The 23531-nt window shown below is 32.1% G+C and carries 22 protein-coding genes; 8 read left to right on the forward strand and 14 right to left on the reverse strand.

The genetic code is table 11. The features are described from left to right. Window positions 1-15: 15 nt before the first annotated feature. The 9 genes from phoU to AB3G36_RS02345 form a co-directional block, all read right to left on the reverse strand. Window positions 16-684, reverse strand: a complete 669-nt coding sequence (gene phoU / locus AB3G36_RS02305; protein WP_367755595.1) for a phosphate signaling complex protein PhoU — start codon at window positions 682-684, stop codon at window positions 16-18. A gap of 58 nt (window positions 685-742) precedes the next feature. Further along, the gene (pstB, locus tag AB3G36_RS02310) at window positions 743-1495 is read right to left on the reverse strand and encodes a phosphate ABC transporter ATP-binding protein PstB (protein WP_367755597.1); all 753 of its coding nucleotides are present in this window, start codon (window positions 1493-1495) and stop codon (window positions 743-745) included. A gap of 1 nt (window position 1496) precedes the next feature. Further along, complete coding sequence (gene pstA, locus AB3G36_RS02315; RefSeq protein ID WP_367755599.1) at window positions 1497-2375, reverse strand: phosphate ABC transporter permease PstA; 879 nt, start codon at window positions 2373-2375, stop codon at window positions 1497-1499. Between the two features lies 1 nt (window position 2376). Next, window positions 2377-3585 (reverse strand): phosphate ABC transporter permease subunit PstC, encoded by a 1209-nt coding sequence (gene pstC, locus AB3G36_RS02320; protein ID WP_367755601.1) that lies wholly within the window; start codon window positions 3583-3585, stop codon window positions 2377-2379. A gap of 185 nt (window positions 3586-3770) precedes the next feature. Further along, complete coding sequence (locus tag AB3G36_RS02325; protein ID WP_367755603.1) at window positions 3771-4637, reverse strand: PstS family phosphate ABC transporter substrate-binding protein; 867 nt, start codon at window positions 4635-4637, stop codon at window positions 3771-3773. 146 nt (window positions 4638-4783) lie between these two features. Next, window positions 4784-5995: a porin gene (locus AB3G36_RS02330; protein ID WP_367755605.1), complete on the reverse strand. Its 1212-nt coding sequence runs from the start codon at window positions 5993-5995 to the stop codon at window positions 4784-4786. A 561-nt stretch (window positions 5996-6556) separates the two neighbouring features. Further along, the gene (locus tag AB3G36_RS02335) at window positions 6557-7567 is read right to left on the reverse strand and encodes a hypothetical protein (protein WP_367755607.1); all 1011 of its coding nucleotides are present in this window, start codon (window positions 7565-7567) and stop codon (window positions 6557-6559) included. A 221-nt stretch (window positions 7568-7788) separates the two neighbouring features. After that, on the reverse strand, window positions 7789-8856 hold the full coding sequence (locus tag AB3G36_RS02340; RefSeq protein WP_367755609.1) for a sensor histidine kinase: 1068 nt from the start codon (window positions 8854-8856) through the stop codon (window positions 7789-7791). 67 nt (window positions 8857-8923) lie between these two features. After that, complete coding sequence (locus AB3G36_RS02345) at window positions 8924-9607, reverse strand: response regulator transcription factor (protein ID WP_367755611.1); 684 nt, start codon at window positions 9605-9607, stop codon at window positions 8924-8926. A 177-nt stretch (window positions 9608-9784) separates the two neighbouring features. On the opposite strand from AB3G36_RS02345, the gene AB3G36_RS02350 reads away from it, so the two are divergent. The 4 genes from AB3G36_RS02350 to AB3G36_RS02365 all read left to right on the forward strand — a co-directional run bounded on the left by AB3G36_RS02350 (window position 9785) and on the right by AB3G36_RS02365 (window position 15529). After that, a complete protein-coding gene (locus tag AB3G36_RS02350) occupies window positions 9785-12532 on the forward strand; it encodes a TonB-dependent receptor (RefSeq protein WP_367755613.1) in 2748 nt (915 codons plus the stop codon). Between the two features lie 232 nt (window positions 12533-12764). Continuing rightward, window positions 12765-13979: a hypothetical protein gene (locus tag AB3G36_RS02355; RefSeq protein WP_367755615.1), complete on the forward strand. Its 1215-nt coding sequence runs from the start codon at window positions 12765-12767 to the stop codon at window positions 13977-13979. A gap of 108 nt (window positions 13980-14087) precedes the next feature. Beyond that, the gene (locus AB3G36_RS02360; RefSeq protein WP_367755617.1) at window positions 14088-14426 is read left to right on the forward strand and encodes a T9SS type A sorting domain-containing protein; all 339 of its coding nucleotides are present in this window, start codon (window positions 14088-14090) and stop codon (window positions 14424-14426) included. Between the two features lie 122 nt (window positions 14427-14548). Further along, window positions 14549-15529: an acyl transferase gene (locus tag AB3G36_RS02365; protein ID WP_367755619.1), complete on the forward strand. Its 981-nt coding sequence runs from the start codon at window positions 14549-14551 to the stop codon at window positions 15527-15529. A gap of 44 nt (window positions 15530-15573) precedes the next feature. On the opposite strand, the gene tyrS is transcribed toward AB3G36_RS02365, so the two are convergent. Beyond that, window positions 15574-16872: a tyrosine--tRNA ligase gene (gene tyrS / locus AB3G36_RS02370; protein ID WP_367755621.1), complete on the reverse strand. Its 1299-nt coding sequence runs from the start codon at window positions 16870-16872 to the stop codon at window positions 15574-15576. 93 nt (window positions 16873-16965) lie between these two features. On the opposite strand from tyrS, the gene AB3G36_RS02375 reads away from it, so the two are divergent. Beyond that, a complete protein-coding gene (locus AB3G36_RS02375; RefSeq protein ID WP_367755623.1) occupies window positions 16966-17970 on the forward strand; it encodes an NAD-dependent epimerase/dehydratase family protein in 1005 nt (334 codons plus the stop codon). On the opposite strand, the gene AB3G36_RS02380 is transcribed toward AB3G36_RS02375, so the two are convergent. From AB3G36_RS02380 to AB3G36_RS02390, 3 genes are read right to left on the reverse strand one after another with little or no spacing between them, the layout of a single operon-like run. Continuing rightward, window positions 17962-18459, reverse strand: coding sequence for a DUF4296 domain-containing protein (locus AB3G36_RS02380; protein WP_367755625.1), 498 nt, complete (start codon window positions 18457-18459; stop codon window positions 17962-17964). The genes AB3G36_RS02375 and AB3G36_RS02380 overlap by 9 nt on opposite strands. A gap of 10 nt (window positions 18460-18469) precedes the next feature. Continuing rightward, window positions 18470-19810: a dihydroorotase gene (locus AB3G36_RS02385; RefSeq protein WP_367755627.1), complete on the reverse strand. Its 1341-nt coding sequence runs from the start codon at window positions 19808-19810 to the stop codon at window positions 18470-18472. Between the two features lie 12 nt (window positions 19811-19822). Further along, complete coding sequence (locus tag AB3G36_RS02390) at window positions 19823-20548, reverse strand: polyprenol monophosphomannose synthase (RefSeq protein WP_367755629.1); 726 nt, start codon at window positions 20546-20548, stop codon at window positions 19823-19825. 104 nt (window positions 20549-20652) lie between these two features. Between AB3G36_RS02390 and AB3G36_RS02395 the strand changes: the two genes are divergently transcribed. The 3 genes from AB3G36_RS02395 (at window position 20653) to AB3G36_RS02405 (ending at window position 22713) form a co-directional block, all read left to right on the forward strand. Then, window positions 20653-21324: a DUF4271 domain-containing protein gene (locus AB3G36_RS02395; protein WP_367755631.1), complete on the forward strand. Its 672-nt coding sequence runs from the start codon at window positions 20653-20655 to the stop codon at window positions 21322-21324. Between the two features lie 13 nt (window positions 21325-21337). Then, window positions 21338-22087, forward strand: a complete 750-nt coding sequence (locus AB3G36_RS02400) for a uroporphyrinogen-III synthase (RefSeq protein WP_367755633.1) — start codon at window positions 21338-21340, stop codon at window positions 22085-22087. Between the two features lie 155 nt (window positions 22088-22242). Beyond that, complete coding sequence (locus tag AB3G36_RS02405) at window positions 22243-22713, forward strand: Lrp/AsnC family transcriptional regulator (RefSeq protein ID WP_367755635.1); 471 nt, start codon at window positions 22243-22245, stop codon at window positions 22711-22713. A gap of 66 nt (window positions 22714-22779) precedes the next feature. Here AB3G36_RS02405 and AB3G36_RS02410 read toward each other — a convergent pair whose 3' ends face one another. Then, the gene (locus tag AB3G36_RS02410; RefSeq protein WP_367755637.1) at window positions 22780-23469 is read right to left on the reverse strand and encodes a zinc metallopeptidase; all 690 of its coding nucleotides are present in this window, start codon (window positions 23467-23469) and stop codon (window positions 22780-22782) included. Window positions 23470-23531 lie beyond the last annotated feature (62 nt).

A 23531-nucleotide genomic window follows, 5' to 3' on the forward strand; every position in this document is an offset into this window, starting at 1 on the left:
AATTATAAAAATAAATTATTTTTTGTCGTTTAATTTTTCATGCTTAATGGTTTTAGCATTAATCATAAAGTAAACAGACTCAGCAATATTAGTACAATGATCTGCAATTCTTTCAAGATGTTTTAAAGCCATGATAAGATTGGTCCCAGATACAACTGTTTTAGAATTGTTCTTCATTTCACCAATAATATTTTCAATAGCTTCCCCACTTTTATCTTTAATACTATTATTCAAGAAGAATATATCATCAATTTTAGACTCATCCAAAACTTCAAAACATTGATTCGTTTTCAGTATTATCATTTCAACTTCACCAGTAATTTCAGCAATATTAAATTTAGATATTAATTCATGCTTTTCCTTTATACTTTTTGACAACTTAATGATACTCATCGACAAATCACCAATTCGTTCAATCTGATTGCTCATTTGCATTGCAGACATAATAAATCTTAAATCAGAAGCAACTGGTTGTTGTAACGCAAAAACACTTTGACAAATATCATCAATTTTGACATCTAGTTTATCAATTTTACTTTCCGTTTTTTTTACTTCTTTACTTTCAGAACCTGGTTCAGATAGTAATGATTTTACAGCTTCACTCACTTGAGACTCCGCTAAATTTCCAATTTTTATTATGATGCTTTTAAGCTTACCTAATTCTGTTTCTAAGTGTGATGCCATTTTTTAAAGATTTAAAGATTTAAAGTTAAACGATTCTGAAATCAAATCAAAATCAATCTTATCCAAATCTTCCTGTTATATAATCTTCTGTTTGCTTAATTGCTGGTTTAGTGAAGATTGTCTTTGTTTTATCATACTCAATCAATTTACCCATATAGAAAAAAGCAGTATTATCACTAACACGACCTGCTTGTTGCATGTTATGGGTAACAATAACTATAGTATATTTATTTTTTAATTCATAAATAAGCTCCTCAATTTTTGAAGTCGAAATTGGATCTAATGCAGACGTAGGTTCATCCATTAACAAAACCGAAGGTTGAATAGCTAAAGCTCTAGCAATACAAAGGCGCTGTTGTTGTCCTCCTGAAAGTTCAAAAGCAGACTTTTTAAGTTTATCTTTCACTTCATCCCAAAGTGCTACTTGCTCAATAGATGTAATTACTCTTTCTTCAATTATTTTTTTATCCGTAATACCATTAACTCGTAATCCATAAGCAACATTTTCAAAAATTGTTTTTGGAAAAGGGTTTGGTTTTTGAAAAACCATTCCAACATTTTTACGCAAATCATCTACGTTTGTTTGTTTTTCATAAATATCAACTCCATCAATAAGAATACTCCCTGTCATATGAGTATTATCAATCAAGTCATTCATTCTATTTAATAGACGTAAATAGGTAGATTTCCCACAACCTGAAGGACCGATTAATGCTGTAACGGTATTTTCCTTCATTGAAATTGTAATGTCGTGCAACGCTTGAAATTCCCCGTAATTAAAATTTACGTTTTTTGATTCTATTTTATGCATGTTAATTCGTTTTTACTTTTTTTCCATAATATTTACGAAGTGCATTCGCTAATAAATTAGAAATTAATACAATTATAATTAAAACAAGTGCTGTACCATATGCCATAGCTCTTGAAGCTTCTATATTAGTTCCACTAGTTGAAATCACATATAAATGATAAGGCAAAGCCATTGCTTGGTCAAAAATTGACGTTGGTAATTTTGGTAAAAAATAGGCTGCTACTGTAAATAAAATTGGAGCAGTTTCTCCAGAAACTCTTCCAACAGATAAAATTAATCCAGTAATAATGTTTGGGAATGCTATAGGAAATACAATCTTACTTGTCGTTTCCCATTTACTTGCCCCTACTCCATAACTCGCTTGTCTAAAAGTATCTTCAACTGCTTTCAATGACTCCTCAGTAGTTCTAATAACAATTGGTAAAACTAACAATCCTAATGTTAATCCACCTGCTAAAATAGAATCCCCAAAACCCATTTTATTTACAAATAATGACATTCCAAAAAGTCCAAAAACGATTGACGGTACACCTGCAAGATTGTTTGTCATTTGTTTGATTATTTTCTTTATCCAGCCATCTTTTACATATTCATTCATATAAATTGCTGCCAAAAGACCAACTGGAAAAGCAAATACCATACTTACTAAAACTAAGCAAAGCGTACCAACTATTGCTGGAAAAATTCCGCCTTCTGTCATTCCATTTTTAGGCATTTCAGTAATAAACTCCCAACTGATTACACCAATGCCTTTTACCACAATAAAAGCTAATATTACGAATAAAAGAGCAACTATCGCATAACTAGTAACACTAAATATACCAAAAGCAATATTTTGATTTCTTCTTTTCCTCTTTGCTAAACTACTTTGTTGACTCATTTTAATGTTTTTTATGAGATTTTCTATTTGTAACAACCTCTACTAGCATATTTATTATAAAAGTGATAATAAATAAAATACAACCCAAAGCAAATAAAGCCTCATAATGCAAACCACCATTTGGAGCCTCACCTAATTCAGCAGCAATAGTTGCAGGGATAGTACGTACTGGTTCAAGAAGCGTATGAGGAATTACAGCTGCGTTACCTGTAACCATCAAAACAGCCATCGTTTCTCCAATGGCACGACCAATACCTAATATTGCGCCCGCAGTTATTCCCGAAGCGGAATTTGGAATTACAATTTTATAAATGGTTTGCCACTTGCTTGCACCCAAAGCTAAACTCGCTTCTTTCATAGCACGAGGCGTATTGCGCATAGCATCTTCAGAAATAGTAATAATAGTTGGCAAAGCCATAATAGCTAGAACTACACTACCTGCCAGTCCTGTTTCTCCAACAGGTAAATTAAAAGTACTTTGAATTAACGGAACAATGATTACCAACCCAAAAAAACCATAAACAACTGATGGAATCCCTGCAAGTAACTCAATAAGTGGCTTTAGAAGACTACGTGTTCTTTTCTTAGCAATTTCACTTAAGTAAATAGCTGCCGCTAATCCTATAGGCAAAGCCAATAAAATAGCACCAAAACTAACCCACAAAGTACCGTATATTAATGGCTTTACTCCCATTTGTGCTATAGGCTGTGCCGTAGGAAACCACTCTTCCCCTAATAAAAATTCAGAAACCTTAATTTTATCAATATCTAACTCTCTTCCCTTAAAATCTTTTGCTTTATACTTATCAGAAAAAAATGCAATTATACCTGGTGTTTTTGCTATAAGTTCATTGATTTTATCAGGAAAGAATTCAAAGTTTTTCCCTAATTCTTCATCAGTATAATAATCAGTTATATCTCCCGCTCTAAATAAAACAATTGGTTCATTCTTGCCTCCAAGCTGACTCCAATTGGTGATTTTTTGATCATAAATATCTTTTATCTCTGAAGGTTTTAGTTTTTTAACTGGATTATCAACTGACACTGCTAATAAAAATCCATCATCAATGGGTTTTTTACTAAAAACTCCAGCTCCTTCAATAAATAGAAAAAAGACAATCAAAATAACTGTAATACTAGTAGCAGCACTACTTAGCATTAAAATTGTTTCAATAACCTTTTCTTTAATCTGTTTAAAATTTGTTTTCAAATCAGTATATTTTATTTTTAGCAAAACTACGCTAGGTAAACGTCCCTAATGTTTTCACATCATTATCCTTATGTTAACTTAATGTTAAGCGATTGTAATGGCTTTTAAAAGTACAACTCTTTTTTTTAATAAAAAAAGGCCGTCTTAAATAAGACGGCCGTTCTTCATTTATAAATTAACCTTTATTAATTCAATGGTACATAACCTACTTCTGAAACCACTTTTTGTCCTTCAGGTGAAAGTGCAAAATCAACAACAGACTTTACTTTTGCAGCATTAGTTTTATCAAACATATAAAACAATGGTCTAGAAATTGGATATGATTTATCTTTCGCACTTGCTACAGATGGCTCAATAAAAGTTTTACCTTGGTCATAAGAAACAGCCAATTGTTTTACTTCTTTAGTCTCATAAGCTAATCCAATATACCCAATAGCTCCCTTAGTTTGACCAACCGCTTGAACGATAGCCCCAGTAGCTGGTAAACTTAAAATGTTTGTTGCGTAATTTTTCTTTTCCATTACTTCCTCCTTAAAGAACTCATACGTACCAGAAGAAGATTCTCTTGAATAAGCTACAATTTTCGCATCTTCACCACCTACTTCTTTCCAGTTTTTAATTTCACCTGTAAAGATTTTTTCTAATTGCTCACGTGTCAATTGAGAAACTTTGTTAGCTGGATTTACAATAACAGTTAATGCATCATAAGCAATAACCACTTCTTCAATATCTTTTTTTAATTCAGCGAATTTTAATTTCTCTTCTGTTTTCATGTCTCTTGAAGCCATTGCAATATCAGTAGTACCATCAATCAAAGCTGTCAAACCTACACCTGAACCACCACCTACTACAGTAACACTAACATCCGAATTTGATTTCATCAAATCTTCAACTTCTTTTTGAGCTAAAGGTAAAACAGTATCACTTCCTTTCATTGTAATAGACACACTAGCTGCTTTAGCTTCAGTTCCTTTATCTTCAGTTTTTGCTTTACCGCAACTTAACATCCCTATTAAAGGTAACATTAAAAATAATTTTGTGTTATTTTTCATAATGGTTTTTTTAAATTTTTGACAAATGTACTAACTCTATGTTAAGCTAATATTAAGTCAGTATTATCCAATCTTTATATTTTTTACCCTAAAAATACAATTGAAAACTAAAAAACCGCTTAAAAACGGTTCTTTAAATAAAATAGCTATATTCCTATCTCCACTTGTACACGAGCATACCAGCTACCAGAAGTATTTCCCGTATAAAACTTTTCATTTTCATATGAAAATTCAGTCTGAATTTTTAATTTGTGATCTAAAATATATTTAGACAAACTGACTGCATATTCATCTACATTTGGACTTATTGTTTCAATATCTGCACCCACTTTTTGAGTAGAATACCTACCTGCTAATGAATATTTAGAAGGAAACACATAACTTAATTGCGTATCAACTCCATGACCTACAAAAACTGCTTGTTTTTTAGTGACATCTAAAGGATTCACCGTAATAGCGTTATCCGTCATTCTAGACATATAAGCTGTTGATGCCGTCCATCCATTGTATTTAAACATCGCATCAAAAAATACTGATTGTAAAGTTCTCGCTTCGAATAGATCATTACCTAATTGACCTTGAGATCTACCCGCATTATTGTTTTGACTAAAAGCCCCAGACAGCATTAATTTTGGCGTTTTCTCTCTTAATAAATCCCCTTCAAAATGAGATCCGTTTTTTGTAAAAGAACCTAGAGGAAACAATTCAACTTTACCTGTTAAGGAAATACCATCATTTAAACTTTTAGTATAATTTCTACCTTCCCCTTTTGTAATAGCTCCTTTTAATGCATACGAAAAGTGATTTGCATCTTCTTTTGAATAATCAAGAAACAAACCAAAATCACGATCTATGTTAAACTTTGAATTGTTAATTGTACGATCTGTAAATTCCAAAGATCCTGAAGAAACTACCCTTTGATTGTTTCCTGGTAACTTTGTTTGTCCAAATCCAATTGTCCAATTTTTTGCAGGTTTGTAAAAAAGCACTCCATCAAGAATTACATTTCCACTATTTCCAGATAATGCCATGTCTCTTGCAGAAAATCCAAGTTCCACCTTATACCCGAACTTAGGATTATACACAAAACCATCTAGTTTTAATCTCATTCTTCTAATTTCTCCCTCAACAACACCCGTTTCTCCTTCACTTTTATGAAACCCTGCTCTACTTTGAATTCTAAAGCCTATATTCACCTGAAACAAACTATCTTTTGCGGTAAACCCTAGTTTTTTACCCGAATTTAGGTATTGTGTAGACTCTGTTTTTTTGTCTGTTATCTTTTTTTCAACTGTACCTTCCTGAGCTGATGCAATAAAAGAAAACACTAGCATGATACTTAATAAAAAATTTTTCATTTTAACAATTTGTTATTTTATTATTATTTTGGTGCAAAACTAATGTTAATTAAAGCCTCAGATATTAAGACAAAGTTATCTTAATGCAAACTAATCGTGACATAAGTGCTCAAAAACACTAAAAAAATAGCATTACGACAACTCCGCACCACAAAAAAACTTAGCGAAAACAGGACTTAACAAACTATATTTTAGTTAACAATATGTTAACATTGTAAAAAAAAACACTTGATTTACCTGTTTTTAATTATAAGTATTTTCTTTAATAAACCGCAAAAACAAGAAAAGTGTGTAGTTTTAAACAACTACACACTTTTTTAAAAGTAATAAAAACCTTATTAATCTATTGTTTCTATTAATTTGACAAAGGTCAATTTACACAACACTCCTTCTTTTTAAATAAATAGAATTTTAAATTTCTTTGCAACTTTTCCATTGCAGAAATAAATTTAAAAAGTCACCAACAGCATTTTATAAAATGCTGTTGGTGACTTTTATATAAAACTAAATTTAAGCAACACTGATTAAACAGCCTTAAAAAAAGAGATTTTTTATAAAAAATTATAAATTAAACTCTGCATTTATAAATACTTTTGATTGTGAAGGCGCACCAGATTGCTCAAAATTATACCCTTGATAATCTAATGCCAATTTCAATCCTTTAGAAGGAGCATATTGAAAACCCGTAATCATTAAATTACCATCTTTAGCTGCATTCCAAACCGTTGTTGCTCCAGATAACATATTTGATTTCTCGTGATCAAAACGACCAAATATTTCGATTTTCTTGTTTATTACATAAGTTGAATAAAAAGACACAACTCTTAATTCATGGTCAACAGCAGGAACTGCAAAAGATGTACCGTTTAACAATTGATTGTATTCCGCACCAAATCTAAATTTACCCGTATTATATCCTGCAAATAACGCCATTGTTGTAACTGCTTTAGATCCAGTTGCGCTTTGAGTATCGAAATATACTTTTGTTATCAAACCTTTTATCGGAGTATAAACTAAACTACTCCCAATTCTTTGATTACCATTAGTATCCTGTATGTTTCTAAAACCTTCACCATTAACAACAAGAACATTCCATTTCAAATTTTTAGTTAAAGTAAATTCAGCATTAACACCTAAATCAGCACTACTACCTATTCCGTCTAGATCATCAGAAACTCTATATATATAACGGTAACCCCAAAAATCTTCTTGATCATTAAATTGTTTCAAACCAATCATACCCATACTCAGTTTTACACCAGTGGCTACTTTCCAGTCTAATTGTGCTATTTTCAAAAACGCAGTATAAGCACTACCTGCTGTATTATTTCCTACATCAAATATAACTTTAGCAGCTATTTTATCGCTAAAATCATACTTATACCCCAAATAGGCTCTGTCTAATGCAAAGGCACTTTTTTTGACTGCATTAGGAGTAAAATCTTGGCTGTAATTCCAAAATACTTTGAAAATAGGTGCGCCACTTGGGACAAAATCTTTATCAGCAGTTTGAGCCATTAATGACAATGACGAAATAAAGAAAACACATAAAAATAACGAGATATTTTTCACAATAATTTTTTTTGATTTTATTGTGCAAATATCCTATTTTATGTTAAGCTAATTTAAAATTTATGTTATTTTATTACGTTCTAAATGTTATTAAATTGTTACCAAATTTTTATAACATACTTACGTACAAAAATTTAGCACACATTAAAAAATTTAGATCAAATAATAAAACCCAATGTTTATACTAATTAAGTGACTAAATATTTCATTATGAAAAGGGATTATTTAACCTGTTTTACTACTTTTTCAAGGGTAAAAGAAAATTCAGATCCAATACCAAATTCACTTTCCACATAAATTTTTTCTTTATGTGCTTCTATGATGTGTTTTACTATTGCTAAACCTAAACCAGAGCCACCCTCTGAACGAGAACCACTTTTATTCACTCTATAAAAACGTTCAAAAAGTCTAGGGATATTTTGTTTTTCAATACCTTCTCCATCATCACTAACACGAACCAACACTTTTTCTTTAGTCAAGTTCACTACTGCAACTTCGGTGGTACCATTTACTTTTCCGTATTTAATTGAATTAACAATTAAATTTTCAATGATTTGTTGAATTCGATCTTTGTCTCCTCTAACTAAGTTAGGTAAAATATGATAGTTTTCGAAAGCCAAAGTAATCTTCTTCTTTTCAGCTTTCATTTCTAATAAGTCAAAAACATTTTGAATTAATTCTACAATATCAAATTCAGAATATTCAAGATTAAGATCCCCAACTTCCAATTTGGTAATCATATCTAAATCTTCTACAATATATATAAGACGTTCCACTCCTTTTTCGGCACGCTTTAAATATTTTTTCCGAATCGCTTTATCATCCATCGCTCCATCCAGCAATGTAGATATATAACCCTGTACTGTAAATAATGGTGTTTTAAGCTCGTGCGATACATTTCCCAAAAATTCTCTTCGGTATTCCTCTCTCACTTGAAGTAATTCTATCTCCAATTTTTTATCGGTGGCAAATTTTCGTACCTCCCTAGTCAGGGTTTCCATATCTGTGGTGATAGGCTGATTGATAAAGCTGCTGGACTCTAATAATGACACTTCATCATAGATCTTTTTTACACGTCTATAAATAAAACGTTCTACCCTATATTGCAAAACAATAAATGAAAAAACATAAAGTATTAAGGTAAAAATAAAACCAAACAACCACAGCTTTTGTAACGTATAATTAAATATAGAAGTCACCAAAAGCATTACAAATCCTGTTGAAAAAAGACTGATATATAAAGCAGATTTTACGGCAAACTTATAGGTTTTTTTAAAACTTAATTTCATTTATTATTTGCATTGTTTTTTTAACTAAGAATAGAATTGAGATTACTACAATTAATAACCACTCTAACTATACTTCAAACTTGTATCCAACTCCTTTTATTGTTTTAAAAAGATCTTCTCCAATTTTTTCTCTAAGTTTTCTAATATGTACATCTATTGTTCTACCACCTACTACAACTTCATTTCCCCAGACTTTATCCAGAATTTCGTCGCGCTTAAATACTTTTCCAGGTTTAGAAGCTAATAAATAAAATAATTCAAATTCTTTTCTAGGCAAAGCAATTTCAATATTGTCTTTAACTATTTTATATTCTTCTCGATTTATTTCGATTCCACCTACATTAAGTGTTTCGCTATTTTGCTCTTTTTCTTTCAATCGACGCAATAAAGCTTTCACTTTACTAACCAATAACTTTGGTTTTATGGGTTTTGTTATATAATCATCAGCTCCTGCGTCAAATCCAGCAACCTGAGAATAATCTTCACTCCTTGCTGTTAAGAAAGTAATGATTACATTAGATAATTCTGGAATCTTTCTAATATTCTCACAAGCTTCCATTCCATCCATTTCAGGCATCATCACATCCATTATGATTAAGTCTGGTAATTCTTTTTTTGCTTTTGCAATTGCTTCTTTACCATTTGAAGCGGTAAAAATTTGATACCCTTCTTGATTCAGATTATATCCTACGATTTCTAAAATATCCGGTTCGTCATCAACCAATAAAATCTTTGTGTGTTTTTTCTTCATTTGAGCAAATTTACGCTTACGAATGTAAATATAACAATAAATGAATTGTTAAAAATAACTATTAACCGTAATTTAATTTGGTAACTATTTAGTAATACTCTGGAAACAAAATCTTAATAACCCAGTAACACGAACTTTACAAAGACACTATTACTTTGCAAAAAATTAAACACAATTATGAAACTGAAATTATTCATTTTAACGCTTTTTATCAGTACCCTAACTTTTGCACAAACTAAAGGTACTATTTCTGGAGTACTAACTGATAAAGATTCAAACAACGAAACATTACCTTTTGCTAACGTATTATTAAAAGGCACATCTATAAATGCAACGACCGACATTGATGGAAAATACACTGTAAATGCACCAGCAGGAAATTATGTAATACAATTTAGCTTCATTGGCTATGAATCTATAGAAATTCCAGTTATCGTTAAAAGTGGCGAAACTATTGCACTTAATCAAGCACTTGGTTCTTCTAGTTACAAATTAGACGATGTTGTTATTACAACAAATGTAAACAAGCAAAAAGAGACCGCTCTATTATTAGATCAAAAGAATGCTGTTGAGATAAAACAAAGTATTGGCTCTCAAGAACTAGCTAGAAAAGGCGTTAGTGATGTTGCTACAGCTGTCACAAAAACTACTGGAATAACTAAACAAGAAGGATCTGGAAATATTTTTGTAAGAGGATTAGGAGACCGTTACAATTCAACTACAATGAATGGATTACCTATACCATCAAACGATCCTGAAAAGAAAAACTTAAATCTTGAAATTTTCTCCACTGACATCGTTGAGTATATTTCAATAGACAAGGTATATAATGGTAAAATCTACGGAGATTTTGCGGGTGGAAACGTAGATATTATTTCAAAAGATTACAAAGGAAGTGGTTTTTTAAAATTAGACATTGGGACAAAAGTAAATACGAATGCTTTAGCCGAAAACAATTTTAAACTTCAAGGTGGAATGAGCAGAACGGGTTTTACAAAAAAAGGAATCCCTACCAATGCATTAACACAATATAACTACAGCTCTCTAAAAATGCAAGACTATACTCCAATTGCAAGTTCATTTGGAATTTCTGGAGGAAAATCATTTGATGTAGGTTCAGAAGGAAAACTTAGCTTTTTTGCAACAGCATCATTCAATAACGATTTCTCATCTAAAAGTAATGGAACTGCAAAGGCAAGTGTAAATGGTAACGGAATCGCTAATAAAAACTTCGAAAAATATAGCGAAATGAAATATGAAACCAATACTACTGGAATGGCTAATATTGGTTACAAAATAAACAATAATAACAAAGTAAGTTTCAATACACTTTATATCAATACTTCTACGCAGTCAAAAGAAGAGTATTATGGGTACATTGTAGATATCGCTAACGATGGAAACGGTTTAATTCGTCGTTTCAATTATGAGAAAAATAGTTTATGGATTAACCAAATATTAGGAGACCACAAGATTGGGGATCGTTCTCAATTAAATTGGGGTGTTTCATACAACATCATTGACGGAAGCATGCCAGACAGAGTTCAAAATATTTTCAGAAAAGAAGCTACTGGATATCAATTATCAAGTATTTCAGCTCCAGACAATCACAGGTATTTTCAAAAATTAAAAGAAGACGAACTAGCTGCAAACGCATCATATGATTATAAATTCAGTAAAAATGCATCAGGTGATTTTCTAGGAAAAATTACAGTGGGTGCAAATGAAAGAATTAAATCAAGAGGTTTTCAAGCAACTCAATTCAACTTTAAGGCTAACAATGGGTACACCAATACTGTTGTAGATCCAAATAACCTAGATTTGTTTTATAACCAAGATAATTTCAATAATGGCTATTTTTCTATAGCAACATTTCGTGGTAATTCACAAGTATTTAATGCATTAGATCCTCAAACTTACGGTGGCGACCAGATAATCCATGGTGCTTTCTTAAATACGGAATATAAATTCAATAAGTTAACTGCAATAGTAGGCTTGAGAGGAGAGCAAATTACTCAAAAAGTGAATTGGTACACTCAGTTAGGTGGTATTGGTAATGATAAATTGGAAAAAACAGCGTTTTTACCAAGTGTAATCATGAAGTATGAATTAAACGATAAACAAAATTTACGTTTAGGAGCAAGTAAAACGTACACTTTACCTCAGTTTAAAGAAAGAGCATTATTTGTTTACGAAGAAGTATTACAAGTAAAAGTAGGAAATCCATTCTTGTATGAATCTGATGATTATAACTTAGACCTTAAATGGGAAATGTTCCCTAAAAGTGATGAACTAATTTCGGTTACAGCTTTTGGAAAATATATTTTGAACCCAATGAATGAAGTAACAATTTCTTCTTCTTCAAATGATATCTCTTTTATCAATACAGGAGATTATGGCTACGTTGCTGGTGGAGAAATTGAGTACAGAAAACAACTTTTTAATTTCGATACTGAAAATTCTAAAAAACTATCCGCTGGTATTAACGCTTCTTATTTATATAGCAACCAAGAACTAAATGCTGGAAAGGTAAATAGTGAAACCAACTACCAAGTTGACTTTACAAATAAGAAAAGTAAATTTACAGGAGCATCTGATTTACTATTAAATGCCGACTTAACTTTATTTAACGAGTGGAATAATAAAAACAGCAACCTAAACACAACATTAGCCTACTCTTACTTTTCAGACAGAGTAAATGCTATTGGAACAAATGGTAAGGGAGATTTAGTAGACAAAGCATTTGGTTCGCTAGACTTTATCGCAAAATCTAAACTTAGTGAAAAATTAGGACTAGGATTAGTAGTAAAAAACATTTTAGACCCGTCAATCAATAGAGTACAAGAAAATGCTACTGGTGATGTAAATGTACTTTCCTATAAAAAAGGGATGACATTAAGTCTAAGTCTGAACTATCAATTTTAATTAAAAAATCAAAATAAGGAACTTATAAAGAACAGCTAATTGCTGTTCTTTTTTTTTGCTCAATTCTTTAAGAAATCACAAAAGCAACAAACCATAAGGTTACTTAAATAACATTGGCTTAATGTTCAATTGTCCTTTTATTAAACAAACAATTACATTTAGATAACATCCAAAAAAAGTTCTTATTGCATCTTTGTACCAACAAAATAACTAAAATATTATTTAAAGAATCATGAAAAAAACAACTTTAAAATTATTCGGATTTTTAGCATTAACTGCAGGTTTAATGACTAGCTGTTCATCTAATGACACTCCTACACCTACTACACCTCCTTCTTCAACTTTTGTTGCTGACGCAACAAATTTCCAAGGAACGATATCTGACGGTGAAGTAACTTTAGACGCGACAAAAACATACAAATTAACAGGTAAAATTCAAGTAAACAGCGGAGCAACATTAATTATTCCTGCTGGAACAGTTATCGAAGGTACAGGTGGAACTTCTGCATATATAGCAATTGCTCAAGGTGGAAAACTAAATGTAAACGGTACAGCTGCTAAACCAGTTGTTATGACTAGTGGATTAACTACTAAAAAAGCTGGAGACTGGGGTGGATTAGTAATCTGTGGTAAAGCACCTATTAATCGTGTAACTGGTGGAACAAGTACTGCTCAATCAGAAGTAGCCGACTTAAGTTACGGTGGAACTGTTTCTAATGACAATTCAGGATCAATCAAATACCTTAGAATTGAATATGCTGGAGCTGCTTTTAACAGTGAAAAAGAATTTAACGGACTTTCATTATTTGGAGTTGGTTCAGGAACTACAATTGACTATGTAGAATTTTTCCAAGGAGCTGATGATGGAGTTGAATTTTTTGGAGGAACAGTAAATACTTCAAACTTAATCTCTATCGGTAACGAAGATGATCAATTTGACTGGACTGAAGGATGGTCTGGAACAAACACAAACTGGTACGGAAAATTAGATTTTGGAAAAGGGAATAGAGGAATCGAAGCAGATAACTTTGAATTAGGGTACTCTAACACACCTATTGCAAACCCATCTATCACTAACTTAACTCTTGTAGGTCCTGGAAGTGCTCCAACAACTGGAACATGGTTAGAAAATGATGCAATGAAATTAAGAAGAGGAACTAAAGGGATTTTTACAAACTTAGTATTTAGCGGATGGGCTGTAGGTTTCAACGTTGAAAATGACGAAACTATCGCTTGGATTCCTACTGCTTTAAAAGCAGTTAATGTTAACTTCATTGCAGATGTTGCTGTAAAAACTAAAGGAAAATTAAATGCTGTAGCACCTGCGACTAGCGGAGTTAGTGTTGATGTTTCTGCAATTGTCACTGCACAATCTACAACTGCAACTGGAGCTGGAAACGGAGTTGGAATGCCAGCTTGGGCTGCTGGATGGTCTGTAGGTTTCTAATCTAAAAAGAACCAAATTTATATTAAAAACACCTTTCAATATGAAAGGTGTTTTTTTTGGTATAGTATTTGTATTTTTTTAGTATATTTACTAATCAAAATTAAGCTGATGGCAAAAAATTACTTTTATACTATACTCTTATTGGTTTTTTTCTTTTCCATGAGCACTAACGCTCAAGAAGTAAAGCAACAACCAAAAACTCAAGAAACTTCAGTTATTGAGGGTTTAAACTTGTATCCAAACCCAGTGAGTAATGGTAAAGTATACATTTCTACAAAAAACGACCTAGAAAAAGAAGTTATCATTTTTGACCTCCTTGGAAAAAAAGTACTTCAAACGATGATTAGTTCAAGAGAATTAAACATACCTAACATTTCACCTGGTGTTTACATTATTAAAATAAATGAAAATAATGCTTCGGCAACAAGAAAGCTCATCGTAAGATAAAAATTACTTTCTAAATATAATTTAAAAGCTTCAATTCAAATTGAAGCTTTTTTTATTTTACAGCCTTACCCATTTAGAATTATTAAAGCCTTTGTAAAATTTATACCTTTGTAAAAAAAAACTTGATTACAACTGACACTATATTTGCAATTTCTGGTCAAAAGCAATTTGAAAAAATAGCTTTAAAAGTATTTCGTTTTCAATATGAGAATAACTTGGTCTATACAGAATTTTGTAACTTATTGAATGTTGATGTTTCAAAAGTAAAATCAATACAACAAATTCCATTTTTACCTATTCAATTTTTCAAAAGCCACCAAGTTCTATCCAACACAAATGCTATTGAAGAAACATTTACAAGTAGTGGTACCACAGGAATGATAACTAGTAAACATTTAGTGACAGATGCTTCAGTATATGAAGAAAGTTATCGAAAAGCGTTTTCGGAATTTTATGGAAACATTGAAGACTATGTTGTCTTAGCTCTATTACCTTCTTACCTAGAAAGAGAAGGCTCTTCACTGATTTATATGGTCGAAGATTTAATTCAATTATCAAAACATCCTGAAAGCGGTTTTTACCTTCATAATCATGATGAATTAATCCAGAACCTCATCACATTAGATCAATCAGGTCAAAATGTCATCTTGATTGGTGTTACCTATGCATTATTAGACTTAATAGAAAAACAGTCCTTTCAATTACAGAATACAATTATCATGGAAACGGGCGGGATGAAAGGGAAACGCAAAGAAATGATTCGCGAGGAACTTCATGAACAACTGTGCAACGGATTTGGAGTACCTGCAATCCATTCTGAATATGGTATGACAGAATTACTCTCTCAAGCTTATTCGTTGGGTAACGGAGTCTTTGAATGCCCTTCTTGGATGCAAATCCACATTCGTGATACCGAAGATGCTCTGACTTATATTGAAAACGGAAAAACTGGCGGAATCAACGTCATTGATTTGGCTAACATTAATTCCTGTTCCTTTATTGCCACACAAGATTTAGGCAAAAAAAATCCCAACAACTCTTTCGAGGTATTGGGACGTTTTGACAATTCAGATATTAGAGGTTGCAATTTAATGGTTTTGTAAAAGTTGATTCGGTTATTTGTTTAATCGGTTAACTGAATAAACAGTTAAACAATCCTTACCACAAAATAATTTTTCTTCCCACTTTGCAACAATACAAATTGATTGTTAATTAAATCTTTTGAAGACAAAACAAAGTCCTCTTTTACTTTTTCTTTATTTACTGAAATTGAATTTGCCGTTAAAGCGCGTCTGGCTTCCCCATTCGATTTAAAAAACCCTGTTTTATCATTTAAAACAGTGATAATATCAATTCCAGCTTCCATTTCATTTCTCGCAATTTCAGCTTGAGGAACCCCATAAAAAACTTCCAAGAAAGTAGCTTCATCTAGTTCCTTCAAATCATCAGCAGTCGCGTTTCCAAATAAAATAGCCGATGCTTTTATCGCTTTCTCTAGGTCTTCTTGAGAATGAACAAAAACGGTTAACTCTTCAGCTAATTTGCGTTGTAATACTCTTAAATGAGGCGCTGTTTTATGTTCTTCAATTAAGCTATCGATTGTATCTTTATCTAAAAATGTGAAGATTTTAATATATTTCTCCGCATCAACATCAGTCGTGTTCAACCAAAATTGGTAGAATTTATAAACCGAAGTTTTATCAGTAGTCAACCAAACATTTCCACCTTCGGATTTTCCAAATTTAGAACCATCTGCTTTCGTAATTAAAGGGCAAGTCATGGCGTATGCTTTAGCTTCCTCCCCTACATTCATGCGACGAACTAGCTCCGTTCCTGTAGTGATATTTCCCCATTGATCAGAACCTCCCATTTGTAACAAACAGTTGTACTCTTTATGTAAATGGTAAAAATCATACCCTTGAATCAATTGATACGTAAACTCCGTAAATGACATCCCTTCTCCTTCACCCGCTAATCTTTTCTTAACAGAATCCTTAGCCATCATGTAGTTTACTGTAATTCTTTTACCTACATCACGAGCAAAATTAATAAAGGATAAATTTTTCATCCAGTCGTAATTATTTACTAAAACTGGAGCATTTATTTCATTCGAATTAAAATCCAAAAAACGTGATAAAACATTTTTTATACCTTCAACATTATAATTTAACGTGGTTTCATCTAATAAGTTTCGCTCATCCGATTTTCCTGATGGATCTCCAATCATTCCAGTTGCGCCTCCAACTAAAGCAATAGGTTTATGTCCAAAGTTTTTTAAATGTACTAAAAGAATTATTGGAACCAAACTCCCTATATGCAATGAATCTGATGTAGGATCAAATCCGATGTAAGTCGTCGTCATTTCTTTCAAAAGTTGTTCTTCTGTTCCAGGCATGATATCGTGAACCAATCCACGCCATTGTAATTCGGAAATAATATTTTTCATTTTCTAAAAATCAATTTTCACAAAGATAGTTTTAATTGCATAATTTGAAAATCAATCGGTCTAAAAATCAAACAATCTATTTATCTTTACAAAATGGTATTAGTAACAGGAGGAACAGGGTTAGTAGGAGCGCATTTACTGCTGCATTTAATAGAATCTGGAAGCACAGACAATAAAAAAATACGCGCCACTTATCGTGAACTAAAAAGCATCCAAAAAACAAAATCTTTATTTGAAAGTTACAATAAAGCCCCTTTATTTGATGCTATCGAATGGATAAAAGCTGATATTATAGACGTTCCTTCGTTAGAAGAAGCCTTTCAAGAAATTGAATATGTATATCATTGTGCTGCCGTAATTTCATTTGACCCAAAAGACGAAGCCCTTTTACGAAAAACCAATATCGAGGGGACTGCAAATGTGGTTAACTTATGTCTTGTCAATAAAATTAAAAAATTATGTCATGTAAGTTCTACCGCTGCACTTGGTGATTTAACTGGAAATGAATTAATTATTACTGAAGAAACGGAATGGAATCCAGAAAAACCCCATAGCGATTATGCTATTTCTAAATATGGCGCCGAAATGGAAATTTGGCGTGGTCAACAAGAAGGACTAAACGTTATAATAGTTAATCCGGGCGTTATTATTGGCCCTGGATTTTTAAATCAAGGAAGCGGACAACTATTTGAAAAAATAAGAAACGGATTGTCATTTTACACCAACGGTTCCACTGGATTTGTCGCCGTAAGTGATGTGGTTAAAATCATGACACAATTGATGAAAAGTACTATTACAAACCAACGGTATACATTAATTTCTCAAAATATAATTTTTAGAGATCTACTAAATATGATTTCGGACGCTTTGAATACAAACAGACCTAAACATCATGCCAATCCTTTTTTATTAAGTCTTGCTTGGAGAGCAGATTGGTTTTTATCAAGTATTTTTCAGAGCAAAAGAAAAATCACTAAAGCAACTGCCAAAGCATCTTATTCCATAAATGAATATTCGAATGAAAAGGTAAAAACTGCCTTAGAATATCATTTTCAAGAAGTGGAAGAGTACATTAAAAAAATTACTCCTTTATTTTAAAATGTGATAATCCGTTAAAACAGTATCTCTTCGAGTGTTGTTTTTATTAACGGTACTGATTTTCTTTTTCAAGGAATCTCCTTTTTTAGACAAAGGATTCGTTATGCCTTTTATGGAATCTAATTTTATTTTATTCTTGTTCTCCACCTTTACTAGTGAATCTACAATTACTTTCCTACTGTCAATTCGCTTAATTACTTGATCAAACATCCCTTTATATTCCACATAATTTGAGGCATAATAGACATTACTTTGCGCAAATTGAAGACTGTCAATTTTATATTTTTTATAAATATAATCTGGAGCGTTTATTTTATTAGTGTTTAAAGACGTCGGGTTTTGGTACTTAATCGCTTCTAAAAGTGCCAAATCATACATAATATTCACCATCTTCCCTTTTTCAATAAGACCCTCCGGTTTAGTAATCACTTCCTCTTTACAACTCAGAAATGTGACTACAATTAATAAAAATGACAGCAGCTTTTTCATCTATTTTCTTTTAACGATCAAATAACAATCTTTTTCCAGCACGAATCTCTTTCACTTTAAAAGCGGCATAAACTAATCTTCCATTTACAAAAGTATGGGTAACTCTTGACTTAAAAGTAAAGCCCATAAACGGAGACCAACCACATTTAGCCAAAATATTTTCTTTCTTTACACTCCAAGGAAGGCCAGCATTTACAATAACTAAATCCGCATAATATCCTTCTTTTATAAATCCGCGTTTCTCAATTTTGAAAATTTTTGCCGGATTATGGCACATTTTTTCCACAATCTTCTCTACACTTATTTTTCCTTGATGAAACGCTTCAAACATAGCCACAACAGCATGTTGAACTAAAGGACCTCCCGAAGGTGCTTTTAAGTACGATTGTTTCTTCTCCTCCAATGTATGTGGTGCATGATCCGTAGCAATCACATCAATTCTATCATCGAGTAACGCTTCCCAAAGTACTTTTCTATCATTAGCAGTTTTTACTGCAGGATTCCATTTTATAAGATTTCCTTTGGTTGCATAATCATCATTGGTAAACCACAAATGATGCACACAAACTTCGGCAGTAATTTTCTTTTGTTCTAATGGAATTTTATTGGTAAATAAATCCATTTCTTTTGCAGTCGAAAGATGAAAAATATGCAAACGAGCACCCGTTTTCTTAGCTAAAGCAACTGCTTTAGAAGAAGAAATATAACAAGCCTCTTCTGATCGAATAAGGTGATGTGCCGTAACAGGTACATCGTCGCCATACTCTGCTATATATTTTTCCAAATTATTCTTAATTGTCGCCTCATCTTCACAATGAACAGCAATAAGCATCGGAGTACTTGAAAAAATCTTTTCTAAAGTAGCTTCGTTATCTACCAACATATTTCCTGTTGAAGAACCCAAAAATATTTTTATTCCAGCAACATTCTTAGGATTTGTTTTTAAAACTTCTTCCAAATTATCATTGGTAGCCCCCATCATAAACGAATAATTCGCATAGGACTTTTCAGCAGCAATTTGGTATTTTTGTTCTAATATTTCTTGAGTAACTGCATTAGGAACCGTATTAGGTTGCTCAATGTAAGAGGTGATTCCTCCCGCAACAGCTGCTCTGGATTCCGATTCAATATCCCCTTTATGAGTCAATCCTGGCTCTCTAAAATGAACTTGATCATCAATAGCTCCAGGCATCAAATAGTTGCCTTCAGCATCGATAATAACATAATCAGATGACTTGGCACTAATGCTTTCTGAAATCTCAACAATTAAGTCATTCTCAATTAAAACATCGCCTTCAAAAATTACCCCTTCATTTACTATTTTGGCATTCTTAATTAAAACCCTATTCATTGTATATTTTTCTTATAAACTATTAACTAATTTTTTTAATCGCAGAGAAATCACTCCAAACACAGCTTCAACAATAATTGAATTACTCATTTTGGATTCTCCTTTTGTTCTATCTGTAAAAATTATCGGCACTTCAACGATGCTGAATTTTTTACAAAAAGTACGGTATTTCATTTCAATTTGAAAGGCATAACCAACAAATCTTATCTTATTAAGATTAATTCCCTCAAGGACTTCTCTTTTATAACAGACAAAACCCGCAGTAGCATCATGAATTTTCATTCCCGTGATAATACGCACGTAAACAGAGGCAAAATAAGACATTAAAACTCGGTTTAAAGGCCAGTTAACCACATTTACTCCAGTAACATATCGAGATCCAATAGCTAAATCTGCGTTGCCAAAATGACAGGCATTATATAACTTTTCTAAATCATTTGGGTTATGAGAAAAATCAGCATCCATTTCAAAAATAAAGTTGTATTTTCTCTCCAATGCCCATCTAAAACCATGAACATAAGCAGTTCCTAAACCTGATTTCTTTTTTCTATTTTCCAAAAATAATCGACCATCAAACTCTTTTTGCAGTAAAACAACTTTGTCTGCAGTACGATCTGGAGAATTATCATCAACAATAAGAATATGAAAAGGCTTGTGCTGTGAAAGCACCGATCTGATAATGCTTTCGATATTTTCAATTTCGTTATAGGTTGGAATTATAACAATACAATCGTTCATATATCTCGTAATTTCACCGCAAAAGTAACCTTTTTATGCGATTTGATTCATAATAAATTTATAATAAAAAGATTGATATAAAAAATTAGTAATTTTGCACCATTATGATTGATCACTTACTTCATCCAAGGATAACTGAAAACAAAGATTGGGCAACTGCTTTGTTTGTTTTGGCTTTTGCTATAATTGCCTTTACCAAATCTGTTTACGAAAACCGTTTTGAGGATTTTATGAATTTAATCTTCTCTGATAAATACTCAAAGGTCTACAGAGATAGTAGCAACTTAAATAGCAGCTTTACCATTTCATTATTCTTTGTACAAGTAATTTCGTTTGCTTTTTTCATCCAGCTCTCACTAAGTGTTTTAGGCAATGCATCAAAGACGGATTGGCTCCTGTACATCCAAATAGTGACTTTTTTAATTTTCTTTATTTTAGCCAAATATTTAATTGAAAAAATCATTGCTACCGCATTCAATATTGAAGAGTTTGTCGAACAATTTAACTTGCAAAAAGTAACTTATAGGACCTATATTGGCTTAATTATACTTCCTATCAGTGTTATTCTGTTTTATTACGATACAATCTCTAGAAATATTTTACTAATAATAATGCTCATTTTCTTGATTTTCAATGTATTAGCTTATTTGATTTCAATAAAAAACTATCAAAATTTAATATTCGGTAAGTTGTTTTATTTTATTTTATATCTTTGCACTCTCGAAATAGCCCCTTATTTTTTTATGTATTATTGGTACACAAAAAGGGGCGCTTAGAAAACGTTAATATATGAAAGTGAAAACAATTTTGGTGTCACAACCCGAGCCTAAAGTAGAGAATTCTCCTTACTTTGAACTCCAACAAAAGCATAAAGTTAAAATTGATTTCAGACCTTTTATCCATATAGAAGGAGTTAATGCCAAAGAGATTAGACTTCAAAAAATCGATCTCAATCATTATACTGCAATTATTTTAACTAGTAGAAATGCGGTTGATCATTTTTTCAGAGTTGCTGATGAAATGCGTTACAAGGTACCTGAAGGATTGAAATATTTTTGTCAATCAGAAGCCGTTGCTTTTTACCTACAAAAATATGTCGTTTATAGAAAACGTAAAATTTATGTTGGACCTAAAGATTTCGCAGATTTATCTCCATTGATTAAAAAATATAAAGACGAAAAGTTTTTACTACCTGCTTCTGATCAATTGAATGCTGACGCGCCTATCACTTTAAACAATTTAAAAGTGGATTGGACTCAAGCTGTTTTTTACAAAACGGTAATGAGTGACTTATCTGATCTTGCTGATGTTTATTATGATGTATTGGCCTTTTTTAGTCCAACAGGAATTAAATCATTATATAAAAACTTTCCAAGCTTCGAGCAAAACAACACAAGAATTGCTGTTTTTGGTAGCACAACTCAAAAAGAAGCTTTGGATCACGGATTAAGAATTGATATTCTTGCTCCTACACCTGATACCCCTTCCATGACAATGGCCTTAGAAAAGTACATCATCGAAGCCAACAAAGGAAAATAAGATACTTTTATTTTACATACTACAAAAAGCCGCTACATTTGCGGCTTTTTGCATTTTAAATTAAAACCGAGCTAACACGAAACATATTCTTTTTTTATTTAATTTTGATTTACAATTATAACTAAAAATGACTTTTTGATTATAAAATTAAACTTATGAAAATAAATTCCCTTCAAGTTGAAATAGACGGTATAGACAAAGAGATTCTTAGAGATTTAATGAATGACGCCCGCAAACCCATTCTTCAAATCGCTAATAAAATTGGGATTTCAGGAGCAGCCATTCATCAACGATTGCGAAAATTAGAGCAGTCTGGTGTAATATCTGGTTCTAAATTTACAGTGAACCACAAAATATTAGGATATAACACTATGGCCTTTGTCGGAATATACCTTGATAAAGCGGCACGCAATCCAGAAGCCGTAAAAGATTTAAAAAAAATTCCCGAAGTACTAGAATGTCATTACACGACAGGAAACTGGTCCATACTAATAAAAATGATTTGCAGAGATAACGAACACTTAATGCAATTATTAAATACTAAAATTCAAGCTATCGAAGGGGTTTCAAGAACAGAAACCTTCATTTCTTTAGACCAACAAATCGACAGACAGATTCAACTTTAAATTAAATTACAGCAAAAAGCGCCTTGTTTAATAAACAAGGCGCTTTTTTTATTTTCGAGAAAGACATTAATTCCTTCTACTTCCTCCCATATAAATGGAGACATAATATAATAAAGTTGCAATAGAACCTAAAGCTGCTACCACATACGTTCTCGCAGCCCATTTTAACGCATCTTTTGCCCCTGCTTGTTCTTGCTGTGTAAGCATTCGTTTGTTCTCCAACCAAGCCAAAGCTCTATTACTCGCATCATACTCAACTGGCAATGTAATTATCGAAAATACAGTAGTTGCCGCAAACAATACGATTCCAACCAATAATAATTGTGGAAAGGTTTTCATCATTAAAATCCCTCCTAGTAAAATCCACTGCATATAGCTTGATGCCACATTTACAAATGGAACCAATTTAGAGCGCATGGTTAACCATTGATATCCTACAGCATGTTGTACCGCATGCCCACATTCGTGAGCAGCAACAGCTGCCGCAGCGGCATTGCGCTGATTATAAACTGCTTCGCTTAGATTCACTGTTTTATCCATCGGGTTGTAATGATCTGTTAAACGACCCGAAACTGATATTACTCTCACATCGCGAATTCCGTTATCAGCTAGCATTTTCTCAGCAATTTCAGCACCTGACATTCCGTTTTGCAAATGCAATTTTGAATATTGTTCAAATTTACTCTTTAGTCTTGAACTTACTAACCAGCTGAAAAGCATAATAGCTCCTGCAAGAATTAAATAACCCATTCCCATATTTTAGTGTTTTAGTTTTTCATAATTTACAAATGAAATAGCAAAATCTGAACCAAATTTAA

The organism is Flavobacterium sp. WC2430, from assembly GCF_040822075.1.
Classification (GTDB): Bacteria; Bacteroidota; Bacteroidia; order Flavobacteriales; family Flavobacteriaceae; genus Flavobacterium.

Coding starts and splice junctions, on each gene's coding strand:
- phoU (WP_367755595.1), bottom strand. CDS start 684: ATGGCATCACACTTAGAAACAGAATTAGGTAAGCTTAAAAGCATCATA.
- pstB (WP_367755597.1), bottom strand. CDS start 1,495: ATGCATAAAATAGAATCAAAAAACGTAAATTTTAATTACGGGGAATTT.
- pstA (WP_367755599.1), bottom strand. CDS start 2,375: ATGAGTCAACAAAGTAGTTTAGCAAAGAGGAAAAGAAGAAATCAAAAT.
- AB3G36_RS02325 (WP_367755603.1), bottom strand. CDS start 4,637: ATGAAAAATAACACAAAATTATTTTTAATGTTACCTTTAATAGGGATG.
- AB3G36_RS02330 (WP_367755605.1), bottom strand. CDS start 5,995: ATGAAAAATTTTTTATTAAGTATCATGCTAGTGTTTTCTTTTATTGCA.
- AB3G36_RS02340 (WP_367755609.1), bottom strand. CDS start 8,856: ATGAAATTAAGTTTTAAAAAAACCTATAAGTTTGCCGTAAAATCTGCT.
- AB3G36_RS02345 (WP_367755611.1), bottom strand. CDS start 9,607: ATGAAGAAAAAACACACAAAGATTTTATTGGTTGATGACGAACCGGAT.
- AB3G36_RS02350 (WP_367755613.1), top strand. CDS start 9,785: ATGAAACTGAAATTATTCATTTTAACGCTTTTTATCAGTACCCTAACT.
- AB3G36_RS02355 (WP_367755615.1), top strand. CDS start 12,765: ATGAAAAAAACAACTTTAAAATTATTCGGATTTTTAGCATTAACTGCA.
- AB3G36_RS02360 (WP_367755617.1), top strand. CDS start 14,088: ATGGCAAAAAATTACTTTTATACTATACTCTTATTGGTTTTTTTCTTT.
- tyrS (WP_367755621.1), bottom strand. CDS start 16,872: ATGAAAAATATTATTTCCGAATTACAATGGCGTGGATTGGTTCACGAT.
- AB3G36_RS02375 (WP_367755623.1), top strand. CDS start 16,966: ATGGTATTAGTAACAGGAGGAACAGGGTTAGTAGGAGCGCATTTACTG.
- AB3G36_RS02380 (WP_367755625.1), bottom strand. CDS start 18,459: ATGAAAAAGCTGCTGTCATTTTTATTAATTGTAGTCACATTTCTGAGT.
- AB3G36_RS02385 (WP_367755627.1), bottom strand. CDS start 19,810: ATGAATAGGGTTTTAATTAAGAATGCCAAAATAGTAAATGAAGGGGTA.
- AB3G36_RS02390 (WP_367755629.1), bottom strand. CDS start 20,548: ATGAACGATTGTATTGTTATAATTCCAACCTATAACGAAATTGAAAAT.
- AB3G36_RS02395 (WP_367755631.1), top strand. CDS start 20,653: ATGATTGATCACTTACTTCATCCAAGGATAACTGAAAACAAAGATTGG.
- AB3G36_RS02400 (WP_367755633.1), top strand. CDS start 21,338: ATGAAAGTGAAAACAATTTTGGTGTCACAACCCGAGCCTAAAGTAGAG.
- AB3G36_RS02405 (WP_367755635.1), top strand. CDS start 22,243: ATGAAAATAAATTCCCTTCAAGTTGAAATAGACGGTATAGACAAAGAG.
- AB3G36_RS02410 (WP_367755637.1), bottom strand. CDS start 23,469: ATGGGAATGGGTTATTTAATTCTTGCAGGAGCTATTATGCTTTTCAGC.